The sequence below is a fragment of the Fischerella thermalis PCC 7521 genome (genome assembly GCF_000317225.1).
Taxonomy (GTDB): domain Bacteria; phylum Cyanobacteriota; class Cyanobacteriia; order Cyanobacteriales; family Nostocaceae; genus Fischerella; species Fischerella thermalis.
The window spans coordinates 1-14,032 of record NZ_AJLL01000014.1 but is presented as its reverse complement, the minus strand read 5'-3'; the positions used below and the strand labels follow the sequence as shown (position 1 = coordinate 14,032).

15 protein-coding genes are annotated in these 14,032 nt (G+C 41.7%); 5 read left to right on the top strand and 10 right to left on the bottom strand.

The annotated features are described in order from the left end of the window. The first annotated feature begins 108 nt into the window (after positions 1–108). Entirely contained in the window at positions 109–393 is a 285-nt protein-coding gene (locus tag UYK_RS26945) for a hypothetical protein (RefSeq protein ID WP_016870956.1), read from the top strand. A gap of 34 nt (positions 394–427) precedes the next feature. Continuing rightward, the gene (locus UYK_RS23995) at positions 428–721 is read left to right on the top strand and encodes a GNAT family N-acetyltransferase (protein WP_016870955.1); all 294 of its coding nucleotides are present in this window, start codon (positions 428–430) and stop codon (positions 719–721) included. 74 nt (positions 722–795) lie between these two features. On the opposite strand, the gene UYK_RS0104230 is transcribed toward UYK_RS23995, so the two are convergent. Continuing rightward, positions 796–1,365 (bottom strand): Uma2 family endonuclease, encoded by a 570-nt coding sequence (locus UYK_RS0104230; protein ID WP_009459771.1) that lies wholly within the window; start codon positions 1,363–1,365, stop codon positions 796–798. Positions 1,366–1,441: 76 nt separating this feature from the next. Here UYK_RS0104230 and thiL point away from each other — a divergent pair, with 76 nt between their 5' ends. Further along, on the top strand, positions 1,442–2,458 hold the full coding sequence (thiL, locus tag UYK_RS0104225) for a thiamine-phosphate kinase (protein WP_009459770.1): 1,017 nt from the start codon (positions 1,442–1,444) through the stop codon (positions 2,456–2,458). A 71-nt stretch (positions 2,459–2,529) separates the two neighbouring features. On the opposite strand, the gene UYK_RS0104220 is transcribed toward thiL, so the two are convergent. Together UYK_RS0104220 and nadD are read right to left on the bottom strand one after the other, a co-directional pair. After that, complete coding sequence (locus UYK_RS0104220) at positions 2,530–3,543, bottom strand: type I glyceraldehyde-3-phosphate dehydrogenase (RefSeq protein ID WP_009459769.1); 1,014 nt, start codon at positions 3,541–3,543, stop codon at positions 2,530–2,532. Between the two features lie 272 nt (positions 3,544–3,815). Further along, complete coding sequence (nadD, locus tag UYK_RS0104215) at positions 3,816–4,430, bottom strand: nicotinate (nicotinamide) nucleotide adenylyltransferase (RefSeq protein WP_009459768.1); 615 nt, start codon at positions 4,428–4,430, stop codon at positions 3,816–3,818. 339 nt (positions 4,431–4,769) lie between these two features. On the opposite strand from nadD, the gene murC reads away from it, so the two are divergent. Both murC and murB read left to right on the top strand, forming a co-directional pair. Next, a complete protein-coding gene (gene murC, locus UYK_RS0104210; protein WP_009459767.1) occupies positions 4,770–6,233 on the top strand; it encodes a UDP-N-acetylmuramate--L-alanine ligase in 1,464 nt (487 codons plus the stop codon). A 125-nt stretch (positions 6,234–6,358) separates the two neighbouring features. Next, positions 6,359–7,354 carry a UDP-N-acetylmuramate dehydrogenase gene (murB, locus tag UYK_RS0104205; RefSeq protein WP_009459766.1) on the top strand — a complete coding sequence of 332 codons (996 nt, stop codon included), beginning with the start codon at positions 6,359–6,361 and terminating at the stop codon, positions 7,352–7,354. A gap of 315 nt (positions 7,355–7,669) precedes the next feature. Here murB and trxA read toward each other — a convergent pair whose 3' ends face one another. The 7 genes from trxA to hypA all read right to left on the bottom strand — a co-directional run bounded on the left by trxA (position 7,670) and on the right by hypA (position 13,975). Further along, positions 7,670–7,987, bottom strand: a complete 318-nt coding sequence (trxA, locus tag UYK_RS0104200; protein WP_009459765.1) for a thioredoxin — start codon at positions 7,985–7,987, stop codon at positions 7,670–7,672. 113 nt (positions 7,988–8,100) lie between these two features. After that, on the bottom strand, positions 8,101–8,907 hold the full coding sequence (locus tag UYK_RS0104195) for an ABC transporter ATP-binding protein (protein ID WP_009459764.1): 807 nt from the start codon (positions 8,905–8,907) through the stop codon (positions 8,101–8,103). Between the two features lie 27 nt (positions 8,908–8,934). Further along, positions 8,935–9,792 carry an ABC transporter permease gene (locus UYK_RS0104190; protein ID WP_009459763.1) on the bottom strand — a complete coding sequence of 286 codons (858 nt, stop codon included), beginning with the start codon at positions 9,790–9,792 and terminating at the stop codon, positions 8,935–8,937. Next, positions 9,789–10,829: an ABC transporter substrate-binding protein gene (locus UYK_RS0104185; protein ID WP_009459762.1), complete on the bottom strand. Its 1,041-nt coding sequence runs from the start codon at positions 10,827–10,829 to the stop codon at positions 9,789–9,791. Before UYK_RS0104185 ends, UYK_RS0104190 begins: the two co-directional genes overlap by 4 nt. 22 nt (positions 10,830–10,851) lie before the next feature. Next, a complete protein-coding gene (locus UYK_RS0104180) occupies positions 10,852–12,414 on the bottom strand; it encodes an OmpA family protein (protein ID WP_009459761.1) in 1,563 nt (520 codons plus the stop codon). A gap of 483 nt (positions 12,415–12,897) precedes the next feature. After that, on the bottom strand, positions 12,898–13,590 hold the full coding sequence (gene hypB / locus UYK_RS0104175) for a hydrogenase nickel incorporation protein HypB (protein ID WP_016870954.1): 693 nt from the start codon (positions 13,588–13,590) through the stop codon (positions 12,898–12,900). Continuing rightward, a complete protein-coding gene (hypA, locus tag UYK_RS0104170) occupies positions 13,574–13,975 on the bottom strand; it encodes a hydrogenase maturation nickel metallochaperone HypA (RefSeq protein WP_009459759.1) in 402 nt (133 codons plus the stop codon). The genes hypB and hypA overlap by 17 nt, the downstream gene beginning before the upstream one ends. Positions 13,976–14,032: the final 57 nt, after the last annotated feature.

The following is a 14,032-nucleotide window of genomic DNA, read 5'->3' as shown; positions in this document are numbered from 1 at the left end:
ATCAGAGCTACTTCGTTTTGTGTTTTGAAAAATTTGGGATGCTCTCATTGAGTATAAAAATAGGTTAAGTTTCACCTGACTAGTAAGCCTTTAGAACAGAGTGAATCTATGAAGCAACCGAAAATTGAGATAGTGACAGAACCACAGCCTCATGAAGTTGAATTTGTCCTACAGCAGATTATTAAATTCAATAGCAGTCGTGCTAGTGAGGGTAACTACAAGCACTTAGTAATCTTTCTGCGAGATTCAGATGATCATATCCCTGTTCTGTCACTCTCGGAAAACAATAATCTCAGCCAACTTCTGAGACTTTGGTTTCATCCGGGTTTGAGGCTTTATTTTCTAACAGAAACTAAAATTTATAGACGAAAAGTGGAAACTAAAGCCCCGTAACTATTTGAGCGATTGGATTCTCCCAAAGTGACAAATGAGGGATATAGTGGGTGGATTAATTGGAGAAACATATTGGCAGTGGTTGTATGTTGATGTGTTATGGGTACATGAGTTGTTTCGTGGGAAAGGTTATGGTGATATTCTTTTAGCCACTGCGGAACAAGAAGCTGTGAAGCGAGGTTGTCAATATGCGTATTTGGATACATTCAGTTTTCAAGCTCCAGAGTTCTATCGGAAACGTGGATATGTCGTGTTTGGTGAGTTACCTAACTTTCCACAAGGTTATAGCCGTTTTTTTTCTGAAGAAGGAGTTACAGTAAATTATTGAATACAGTCCATCAGGGACTTGCAAATAAAAAAATATCCAATTCTATACCCCTATACCTCTACACCCGTGTTTCTTCAGAGATTACCTGCAACAAATACCTTTTCTGTGGCGATCGCTAATTCTGGCAAAGTCCGCGATTCAATCTTCTGGCTACCTGTAAATACTGTTTCTTCGTACAGTCCTTCTTCCAGTAATAATACTGAAATTTTTGTCTCTAAGGGATCTACAATCCAATACTCTGGTACTTCTAGGGCAGCATATTCAGAACGCTTGTAGCGATAGTCCCGTTTTATCGATTCTGGACTGACTATCTCTACGATTAATAGCGGCGGCGTTTGAAATACTGCTGATACATTCATCAATTCCCTTGCTTGTTCTATCGTCACTACGCACAAGTCAGTCAACCGAGATTTATTTCTACCTGTTCTGACTCCAGCTTCTCGCAAGCATAGCCAAGGTAAACCCAACCGCTTAATTTCTGCTTTAAGGCTTGTATCTAGAAAATCGGCTATTAGAAAATGTTCAATTGTAGGTGGGTTCATAAGTTCCAGAGAGCCATCCACCAATTCGTAATGGCAGCCAGTGCCATCATCATAGGTTAAGTATTCCTCAAAGGTGAGCTTAGTTGCTGGTGTAGTGACCATCCCGATTGATTTCTAGACGGTATTTATATCCTAACCTGAAAATATTTATGCGATTTATGTGAGCTTGAGAAATACTGTGAACACTGAGTCATCTTCTTTACTAGTTAGAGATATCGGCGAACAAGGACTTTTACAAATTTTGCAACGCTTCTGTCCTCAGGAAATTATTGGGGACGATGCAGCAGTAATTGCTACTGAAACAGGGCTGTCTCTGGTAGTAACTACTGATGTTTTAGTTGACAACATTCATTTCAGTGAAATTACTACGTCAGCAGTCGATGTTGGCTGGCGGGCTGCTGCTGCTAATTTATCAGATCTGGCGGCGATGGGCGCTTCCCCCTTAGGAATTACTGTCGGGCTGGGACTACCTGGTGATGTTTCTGTGAGTTGGGTAGAACAAATGTATGTAGGTATGACACAATGCCTACAACAATACAATACCCCAATTGTGGGTGGTGATGTAGTGCGATCGCCAGTAATTACCATTGCTATTACTGCTTTTGGTCAAGCTTACCCCCAACAAATTATCCGCCGTCACCGAGCTCAAGTCGGAGATGCGATCATCGTTACTGGTGTTCATGGCGCGTCCCGGGCTGGCTTAGAATTGCTCTTGCATCCCGAAAAGGCAGAAAACCTTAGCCCAGAAGAAACAAAGGCTTTAATCCGCGCTCACCAGCGCCCACAACCCCGATTAGATGTCTTACCCATCCTCTGGCAAATTCTTGGTTCTTCTCAATTGGCGATCGCTGGGATGGACAGCAGCGACGGTTTAGCTGATGCGTTAGTACAAATTTGCCGTGCTAGTAATGTCGGGGCTGTAGTAGAACGTACACAAATTCCTTTCCCACCAGCTTTTGCTCACTGGCTAACCCCAGAACAAGCCTTAGAGTATAGCCTCTACGGTGGTGAAGATTTTGAATTGGTGTTGTGCTTACCAAAACAGCCAGCTGATAAATTAGTACAAATGCTTGGTCAGGGCGCTGCTGCGATTGGAGAAATCACAAATGGCTCAACCGTAGTATTACGTGACCAAAAACAAGAATTCCCCGACCAAGTTTTATCTCTCAGTCAGGGATTTCAGCATTTTGGTTAGTGGTTGCTAGTTGGTTGTTGGTTGTTAATTTTTCCAAACAACAAACAACCACCAACAAACAACAAACCTAATTACTTCCACTTCTCGGCTACTAATTCTGCCAAGTCTAGAACGCGTTGGCTGTACCCCCATTCGTTGTCGTACCATGCCATGACTTTAACCATGTCACCACCCATGACCATTGTCAAGCTGGCATCAACAATGGAGGAAGCATCAGTACCTTGATAGTCAGAGGATACCAATTGTAGTTCACTGTAATCTAAAATGCCTTTTAGCTCATTTTCAGAAGCTTGTTTCAGGGCTGCGTTGACTTCTTCAGCAATGGTTTGTTTCTCAACTTGTACTACGAAATCCACCATTGAAACGTTAGGGGTGGGTACACGCAATGCTACACCATTGAGCTTGCCTTTGAGTGCTGGTAGTACCAGCGCTACAGCTTTAGCTGCACCGGTGGAAGTAGGCACAATGTTAATAGCCGCAGCACGCGCACGGCGTAAATCCCGGTGAGAAGCGTCCAGCAGACGCTGATCTCCTGTGTAGCTGTGGGTGGTGGTCATTGTACCTTTGATGATGCCAAATTTCTCATGTAAGACTTTGGCAACGGGAGCTAAGCAGTTGGTGGTGCAGCTGGCGTTACTGATGATGTGGTGTTTGTCGTGATCATAATCGTGATGGTTTACGCCAATTACAAAAGTACCATCTTCATTTTTGCCAGGGGCGGTGATCAATACCTTTTTGGCGCCAGCATTGATATGCTTCATCGCCCCTTCTCTGGCAGTAAATACCCCTGTTGCTTCGATAATTAGGTCGATTTCCCACTCTTTCCAGGGCAAGTTTTCTGGGTTGCGATCAGATACGCATTTAACGGTCTTACCGTTAGCGATGATTGAGTTATCATCGGCAGTAATTTCAGCACCTTTTAACTTCCCTAGCATCGAATCATACTTGAGCAGGTGAGCGTTAGTTCTGGGGTCTGAGGTGTCGTTGATAGCAACTAGGTCGATATTGCTATTCTCTCTACCTAACCAACAGCGCATAAAGTTACGACCGATGCGCCCAAAACCGTTGATAGCAACTCTAATCACAGCGTCTTGCCCTCTGTTATATATGCCTAATTAAATCTTATGGTTGACCCCGATCATATCGCAAAGGGGGGAGTATTTATAACTATAAAGTGTTAGATCCCAAAAAAATTTTAATTTTTTTAATTATAGCTTCAGGGGAGCGAGGATCGGGAAACTTGGGGTTCCCTATGGAGATTAGGGGCAACGGGGATCGGGCATTGGTTATTAGTTTTCTCCATGTTCCCCATGTCCTGCTTGTCCTCCTTCAACTCTCCGATCCCCAATCCCCTGCTTCAAGCATAGAGATTGTGATCAGCTATGTAACTTCGTACTGATTCTGGAACTAAGTAACGAATCGATTGGCGATCGCGACATAAGTTACGAATCATACTTGACGACACTCCTACTAAAGGAGTATGCAATAATTGCCAGTGTATGGTAAAGGACTGCCTTGCTAATTTTTGCTCCACTTGCTTGCAGATTAAATCAGTTTGAGTTATACATTCACTACCAAGATATCGGGGTGCGATTAACCAATCGCACAATTGTGCTAATTCCTGTCCGCGATACCACTTAGGTAATGTTTGGAATGTATCCAAACCAACAATCCAATACCAATGAGTATTGGGATAAAAATTGGATAAATCAATCAGGGTATTGATGGCATAAGAAGTACCAGATTGCAATTGCTCAATCGGTGAAACAGCAAAGCCAGAGTTGTCTGTTGTCGCCGCTTGCAGCATTGCTAAACGATGTTGAAACGAAGCCGCTTTTTTATGAGGAGGATGAGCTGATGGCACCCAAATAATCTTTTCTAGAGGTACTTGATTGAGAGCGGTTTCGGCTACGATGAGATGTCCCCAATGAACGGGATCAAATGTGCCACCAAAAATTGCAATTTGTTGCATCCACTCTCTTTTTTAGCTTGATTCGATTTCAAAGTAGTTAACACTCAGTCTACCATTGTAGCTAATTCCAGCACATAGACCGAAATTATGTGTTTGAAAATACAGTTGTATATTTCCCGAAGGTGCAGAAATTTGCAGAATAAACATAATATTAGTTCAGGAAGAGAAAAACCACTGGCAAGGTTAAAATCATCCTGAAGTAATGTAATCTGAGCATAAAAATCTACCTATCAGGAGTATGAGATTTATACAGAGGTAGTATCAATAAAAAACAAAATCCTGTTATGATACGCGTGTCATTTGTGATGTTTATGTGGTGTGGTATTAGAGGAGTAATTGATGAAAGATTTTGTAGACTTTAGCGGTAGACCTTTTCATTTTATTGGTATTGGTGGCATAGGTATGTCTGCTTTGGCATACGTGCTAGCAAAACGTCAATTGCCTGTTTCTGGTTCGGATCTTCGTCCAAATCACATTACTTCCAAATTGGAATCTATCGGGGTTCATATTTTTGCTAAACAAGAAGCAAGCAATTTGGAATTCTTTCGCCCCAAAGAGAATGAAAATCGAGTAATTTTAAATACTCAAAATCATGTGTCAACTGATAAAGTGGCACAACTACCGCAAGTAATTTGTTCAACAGCAATAAATACTAACAATTTGGAATATAAAGCAGCATTAGAATTAGGCTGTCCAATTTTCCATCGTTCAGATGTATTGTCAACTTTAATTTCCGAATATGACAGTATCGCAGTTGCTGGAACTCACGGCAAAACTACCACGAGTAGTATGATCGGATATATGCTACTGCAAGCGGGTCTTGACCCCACAATTTTGATTGGTGGTGAAGTTGATGCCTGGGAAGGTAACGCAAGATTAGGTCAAAGTTGCTATTTAGTAGCAGAAGCAGATGAATCAGATGGTTCATTAGTTAAACATGCCCCAGAAATCGGTGTAATCACAAATATCGAACTAGACCATCCCGACCACTACGACAATTTAGAAGAAGTAGTGGAAATATTCCATACCTTCGCTAATAGTTGTAAAACTCTGGTAGCTAGCATTGATTGTGCAACGGTGCGCGATCGCTTGCAACCAACAATTAGTTACAGTTTACATCCAGACACAGGTGCAGATTATACCGTAACCAATATAGACTATCGTGCAGATGGCACTACCGCCTTAGTTTGGGAGCGCGGCAAAGCCTTGGGTGTGTTAAACTTACGTTTACTCAGTCGCCATAACCTCAGCAACGCCCTAGCAGCAGTAGCCGTTGGTCGCGTCTTGGGATTAGAATTTGGCGAAATTGCCAAGGGACTTGCTACTTTTGAAGGCGCAAGACGTCGCTTTGAATTCCGGGGCGAAGCTCATGGAATCACATTCATTGACGACTATGCCCACCATCCCAGCGAAATTCGTGCTACTCTAGCAGCCGCACGTCTGCAAGCAAGACCAGGACAAAGAGTAGTTGCCATATTTCAACCTCATCGCTACAGCCGTACACTGGCATTTTTAGAAGAATTTGCCGAATCTTTTACCCATGCTGATGTAGTTATACTCACTGACATTTACAGCGCTGGGGAAGTCAACATGGGACAGGTGAGCGGTGAACAACTAGCACAGGAAGTTGCCAAACATCATCCACAAGTCAAGTATCAAGCAAACCTAGCCTTAATGTGTGATTTCTTACAGCAAACACTACGTTCTGGAGACCTAGCACTGTTTCTAGGAGCTGGGAATTTAAATCAAGTAATTCCGGAGGTAATTGCTACACTCCACCAACCAGCGACAGCGACATCCTAAAAGTCTCAAGGGCTAGTTTCTTGCTCTAGCTTAATGTTCAGTCTTGCAACCTTAATTTATTGCATCAAATAATTACCGTATTTGTACGGTGGATAAACATCAAATTAAAACAGATTCTGGTAAATATGGCAATTTCCCAGGCAGCGGTAGATGTCTGCACAAATTCTGGTGTGAATGTAAATAAACGACAAACAACTAATTCCGAAATTAAGGAAATTCCCTTACTTGGTACAGACTGCGCAATTAAATCACAAGTTCCTCTGTCAGCATATACTTCCTACAGAGTTGGAGGACCAGCAGAATGGTATGTTGCGCCTCGCAACATCGAAGCAATGCACGCTAGTTTAATATATGCCAAAGAGGAAGGTTTACCAGTAACAGTACTGGGAGCAGGTTCTAACTTGCTAGTAAGCGATCGCGGTATTCCAGGCTTAGTTATCGCTACCCGCCATCTGCGCCAAACTCATTTTGACCCAGAAACTGGTCTATTAACAGTAGCAGCTGGGGAACCAATACCCGGTTTGGCAATGGCTGCGGCAGAGCGGGGATGGCAGGGCTTAGAATGGGCTGTAGGTATCCCTGGAACCGTTGGTGGGGCTGTGGTGATGAATGCAGGAGCGCATAATAGCTGTATTGCAGATATCCTAGTCAGCGCTCAAGTACTTTCACCTGACGGTACTATCGAAACCCTGACTAGCGAACAATTGGGTTATAGCTATCGTACTTCTATCTTACAAGGAAGCGATCGCATTGTTACCCAAGCCACCTTCCGAATGCAACCAGGCGCGGACCCCGCCCTTGTGATTGCAACTACCAAGCAACACAAACAGCACCGACTGACAACGCAACCTTACGACAAACCCAGTTGCGGTAGCGTCTTCCGTAACCCTAAACCCTACGCCGCAGGTTGGTTAATTGAACAAACTGGTTTAAAAGGCTTTCAGATTGGTAACGCACAAGTAGCACAACGCCATGCTAACTTTATCGTTAATTGCGGTGGTGCTAGTGCGTGGGATATTTTCAATCTCATCCGTCATGTGCAATATCAAGTACAGGATCGATGGTCAATTTTACTAGAACCAGAAGTCAAGATGTTGGGAGAATTCCCAGCAGCTTGTTGATAGTTGCAATTTAAATCAGGTAGTAAGCACGCTTTGTGCTTACTACAAATTTTTTGAAGGCGGGTAAAAATCTACTTTCATTGCCTGGTTTTTCTTGATTCTACTTTGTGTCTTTGTGTCTTTGTGGTTAAATATTCCCCTTTCCCGGGACGCAAACAATGAAACAGATCCTAAATCCAGGGAGCTTAACACAAAAGTATGTAATCAAGGCTTGAACCACCAAGACACTAAGACGCCAAGGGTTCATAGACTGTGCATAATTTAAGGTGGGAAGTGGAATCCCAATTTGCTCAACCACTCCCCGATGAAGTTCTATTAAATCAAACTTCTCAGACGCTGTACTAATTGTGGTGCTTGCAACACACCCTCAATTCGATCTACTGGCTGACCTTGCTTAAATAGTAATAAAGTTGGTAGAGCCTCTATCCTGTACTGAGTAGCCAATTGTTGGTATTTTTCGGTGTCTATTTTGACGATTCTGATTTGACCTTGGAGTTGGGCGTTAACCTGCTCTAAAATCGGAGTCATCATCTGACAAGGCCCGCACCAGTCAGCATAAAAATCTACCAATACGGGTACATCAGAGCCAGATAGCATTTCTTCAAAGCTATTGAATTGCTTTTTTGTAGCCATGTGATACGCACCAGTTTTTTATTGTTTGATTTTAATAGTAGTTCCTCAGGGTTGGAATGATTGTAAAGCATGTTTGCGGTGCTGTATCAGCAATTGGTGATTGGTTTTTCCCATTACCTATTACCCATTACCGATGACTGAACTTCACAAATACGATTTGTTTGCATCCCATCCTCATACAGAAGTTTCATCACATCATCTTTGTATTTCTGAAATGTGCTATGGCGCTTGATTTGAGGGTTCGATTTGCTAGGTAGTTGGATTTGCAATTCGCGCCTAATTGTACCTGGTCGCGCACTTAGTACGTAGATACGCTGTGATAAGAAAATAGCTTCTTCTACATCATGAGTGATCATAAAAATTGTCGTGCTGGTACTACGCCAAATTTCTAGTAAAAATTGCTGCATTGCTTCTTTTGTCTGTACATCCAAAGCGCCAAAGGGTTCATCCATAAGTAAAATTTTTGGTTTCGATGCTAAAGCACGAGCGATCGCAACCCGTTGTTTCATCCCACCAGAAAGTTCTTTAGGTAGCGCCTTAGTAAAGGTAGATAAACCTACTACTTCTAGATAATAAGCCGCCTGTTGTTTTCTCTGGGCTTTGGGTACACCTTGTAGTTTCAAACCAAATTCTACATTTTCGGCAACACTCATCCACGGATAAAGAGTATAGCTTTGAAAAACCATACCACGATCAGATCCTGGCCCTGTAACCCGCACCCCATCAACCAGTATCTCCCCTGCGGTTGGAGTATCCAACCCCGCAATTAGGCGTAGCAGGGTTGATTTACCAGAACCACTTGCACCTACTGCACAGACAAATTCTCCCTCTTCAATATGCAAACTAATATCTTGAAGTGCAGTGAGCAAACCGCGCTTCGTTTTGAATTGTTTTTGGAGTTGATTAATTTCTAAATGCATAATTTGTTATTTGTTATTTGTTATTTGTCATTTGTCATTTGTCATTGCCCACTTGCAAGAAGCACGCAATAACAATCGAAACAAAAGGTCAATTCCTAAACCAATTAAACCAATTACAATTAATCCAGCAAAAATTTCATCTGTTTTCAAATACCTTTGGGCAACACTAATTCGGCGTCCTAAACCTTCTGTTGCTGCTACCAATTCCGAGACAATCACTAAATTCCAAGATGCAGCCATGTTGACACGACAAGCATCGATAATATTAGGTAGAATAAATGGAAAAATAACTTGTAGTAAAACTTGTTTTCTTTGACCACCTAAAGTATAAGTGGTTTCTAATAATTCCTTGGGAACAAACTTGACTGCATCCATCACCATTAAGGTATTAAAAAACAGTGTGCCGATAAAAATCAGCATGATTTTCGGCGTTTCTCCCAAGCCAAAATATAAAATTAGTAAGGGAATAAATGCCGGAGCTGGCATATAGCGCACGATACCAATCACTGGTTCTAGCAACGCCCGAATGCTGGCAAAAGTACCCATTAATGTGCCTAAAGGAATGGAAACAATTGCTGCTAGGGAAAATCCACCCAGGACTCGAAATAAACTAAAGGCAATATCTTTTTGTAAATCTCCACTTGCCAAAAGCCTTTGAAATGCCTCCCAAACTTGACCGGGAGAAGGAAGAAATAAAGGTGGAATTAAACCTGTATTAGAAATAATCCACCACAGAAGTATAGGTACGGAAATTGACAAGAACATTAAAGTCCAAGCCAAGTTATGAGGAATATCCTCAGCAATGCGCCAAAAGTATGATTTTGGTAACATTTTCTGAGGACGTCCGCAATTTATTTCTGGCAAATCTTCAGCGTGTTGGTTCATGATTTTTGCTTGGCGGCGTAGGCTTTGATAAAACGATCATCAAAGATTTGGTTAAGATTAGGTGCTTGTTTAATCAAACCGCTCTCAACCAGAAATTTACTAATTTCCTCAGCAGCATATCTCAGAGATGTCATGTTGTTACCGGGATTAAATGCTTGGACATTTTCTTCTAGAGTAAAGATTTTAGTCCCTGCATTGTATGCTTGATATTCGGCAACAGACACCCCTGCACGTTTTGCCATAATTTCGTAAGCTTTTGCTTGATTTGCTCTCATAAAATCTAAGGTTGCAAACCAAGTATTTACTAATGCTTGGACATCTTGTGGTCTCTGATTAATGAGTTGGCGACTGACAACTAAATGGTCAGGAATTGCCCCCGGAAAGTCTTTAGAACTAAATAATTCTTTACTACCAGGACGTGATAAAGCCTTTGTGGTGAAGGGTGCAAAAACTCCCACTGCATCAACTTGACCAGCAACAAAAGCAGCGGCGGCTGCGCCTGTTTCTAGTGGTTGAAACTGAATATCAGCTTGCGTTAAACCTGCTTTTTTTAGACCTAGTAATAATAAAAAATGGTCAACAGTTCCTTCTTCTGCTGCAACTTTTTTGCCTTTGAGGTCAGCAATAGTATTAATTCCTTCTCTGACGATAATTTTATCGTTGCCGGTTGAATTGTCATTGACCAAAACAATCACTTGATCTGAACCGGCGGCTACTGAACTAATCGTGTCATTTAAAGTTTGAGTATTGGCATCTAATTGACCTGCTCTCAAAGCATTAATGGAATCTAAATAGCCATCAAACCACTTCAAGTCGACATTAACTTGATTTGCTTCAAATAACTTTTGTTCTTGAGCAATTTGCCAAGGAAACCAACCAGGCCAAGCACTAAAACCGAATTGAATTGGTTTGGTATTTGTAGGAGTTGCAGCCGAATTTCCTGATGTAGAAGTTTGTGGAGAAGGAGTACAACTGACAGCAACAAGTAAACTGATGAAAAATAAAGCTAATAAAGATGGCAAAATGCGTAACTTCATGAAACTCCTCTCACAACTAATACTAGTTAACACGAACTAGACGAATTTCCGTCCGTTGATTACGTTTATCCTCGGGATGAACTCCAGCTAGTGGCTGGCTAGAACCTTTACCCACAGCTACAATCTTGTGCTTGAGACCGCGATCGCGCAGATAATTCGCCACTGTCTGCGCCCGTTTTTGACTCAGAGTTTGGTTAAAATCGGCTTCGCCAAACTTAGAAGTATGACCAATCACTCGTATAGCTATTGTTTGTTCGTTGAATTCTGCAATATCCCGACTCAGCTTATCTAGCGTTTCCTTACCTTGATTAGTAAGCAAAGCAGAGTCAGTTGTAAATTTCACCTCTCCTTGCAGTTGTAAATTGCCAATATTAGGGGCGGTGGCTATCTGGTTACTATTGAAATTCGCAATGGGAGCGATCACTTTTCCTTTACCAGCAAATCTGTCTGCTAGTTCCGGGTTATCAATACGTACCTGTTGAATTAAATTGTGGGTGTTTTTCGCCGCCTCCGCTATGAACTCGGAGGTAAACAGTTCTTTGGGATTCTGGGGAACTTGATTCATTTTGCCTACTAGCGCCAGCACCGCAGCAGTAGAGTTGATGCGTTTCTCTAAGGTGCCATCTTTCATCCAGTTATCAGCTTCCACGGAGGTAAAAAAGTCAATACCTTGCAAAACTGCGTTAGCATCAGCGCTAGATAACTTGCCATCAACAGCAATTTGTGCTTGCAACTGTTCAGCATTGCGGACATTAGTATCAATAAACCGATAATAAAAAGTGAGTAATTGTGATATGCTCTCTGGTTGCGACTCCATCAGGCGGTTAGAAGCAACAATCACATCCACAATTGTCCCCGGTAAATCCTTACTTGATAGCACCACCGTGTAACCCCTCTGTCTGGCTTGGCTGACATAAGGTTCCCAAAGCACAGCAACTGCCACATTTTGATTGGAGTCTTGCAATACCTTCCAGGCTTCGGAAGCATCTGCCACTTTTTTGATTTGGAAATCTGACAGCTTAAACTCCTCAAATTTTGTAGTCAACACCTGTGCCAAATACTCGCTAGGAGTATCCCCGGCAAAGACAATTGTGAACTGTTCTCCCTTGTTGCGTGCTTCCTCTACTAATTGCCTCAGAGCCAGCATTGATTTGAGATTGGGATACTTCTTAGTATTGAGGACAACCGCGTCTGCTCCTACCGTATAATCAATTAGCCCCACAATTTTTCCTTGAGGCTGTTGTTTGAGAAACTGATCCAGTGTCGTTACCAACAAGTCAGATTGTCCCTGATTAAAACGTTCAGTGCGTTTAGCTTGGTCAAATTCATCTTCATAACGCAGGTTTAAACCAGCTTTTTTTAGCGCTTCCAAAAAAGTCTGATTGCGAAAAGTGCTGTAACCACTAAAAGTATCTCCCAGAAGTGTTAATTTTTCATCCATCAATTCAGCTGCGGATGTATTTTTTACACTTGAAAAGGTAGGAGATGATAATTGGTCGATTAACCAAATCGTACCAAAAGTCAAACAAGAAACTCCTAGCCCAAGAGCCAAAAAAAGAAAAATGGGAACGTTACGCTTACTCATAAGACCCGTCGATTATAGTATCGAATTAGACAATTTATTTGGTCTTTGCAGTAGATTTACGCGTGCAATTAATCCCTGAGTTTAACTTAAAGTAAGGCTTGAATTTTTGCGACAAATTATTTCTTTGTCCTTATACCAATTCTCTATAAACTTGTACTTAATTAATAACTCTGTAGTCCTTGGCGTTCTAGCCTGCGGGAAGCCTATGAGCGCGTCTGATGCGCTCTTGGTGGTTCGTTTATAAATATCTAAGTGCATCTTCACAGAGAAATGGTGTTAGTCATTACTTCGTCAATTTTTTAAGTACAAACCTTACAATTTGTACCGTAGATGCATCAAATTGCACATTTCTACAATCTGCCAATGTCAGGGTTAGTCAATTAATGACCTTCAAGACATAGTAAAATTCCTGTTAGGTCTTTTGACGGTGACTTTGCGTAAATATCCGTATCATACCAAAGTAGTGGCTCTTATACCTAAGTTTCACTGTGAGCTTAAAGGGTAGTTTAAGGATTTGAACTGACGCACCCAATCAAACCAAACTTCCAAGCCTTCACCTGTTTTTGCAGAAACAGGAATAATTGTGACATTGGGATTCATCTGACGAACATGAGCTGCAATACAACTAATATCAATATCCAAATAAGGAGCCAAATCTATTTTGGTAATCAGCAGACAATCTGCTTGTTGAAACATAATCGGATATTTCAGAGGCTTATCTTCACCTTCAGTCACGCTCAATAAAGCAACTTTGGCGTGTTCTCCAACTTCAAATTCAGCAGGACAAACTAAATTACCAACATTTTCTACCAGCACTAAATCAAAATCATTGGGATTGTATTCATGTTCTAGTCGATGAATTCCACCTGCTACCATTTTGGCATCCAAATGACAGGAACGACCTGTATTAATTGCAATTACTGGTACACCGTATTTTCGCAGACGTTCTGCATCTAAATCGGTGGTCATATCCCCTTCGATTACAGCAATTTTTAACTCATTGCTCAAAGTAGCAAGGGTACGCTCTAGTAGTGCTGTTTTACCAGCACCCGGACTACTCATAATGTTGAAACAAATAATTCCCCATTTATCAAAATGCGATCGGTTGTGATCAGCCCCTTGCTGATTAGCATGAAGCAAGTTAATTCCTAAGGCTGCGTCAAATGTTTGATGCATAAGCGTACTCAATTTTGTCAATTTTTAATTCTCTACCTGAGCGAATATCCTCCATAGGAGAATTACATTCAGGACAAGCGTATTGCCAGCCAATTTGCGGTGAATATTCTTGTTGGCAACGGTGACAAAAAGCAATTAATGGTGTTTCTTGAATCACCAGTTTTACCCCTTCTAAAAAGGTATTGTGCGTTTGCACCTCAAAAGCAAATTGTAAGCTTGCTGGTTCAACACAAGTAAACCTACCAACAATTAGGTGAATTTGAGAAATCTGAGGGCGCTCAGGCTGGGATTCCCACCAATCTTTTACAGTTAAAATGAGCGCTTTTGTCATATCAGTTTCGTGCAAATTTTCTCTCCTTCGCCCCAGGCTAAAACCCAAGGTCAATATTGATCCAATATCAAATCTGATTAATCAATTACTGCATCTATACCTCACCCCGGC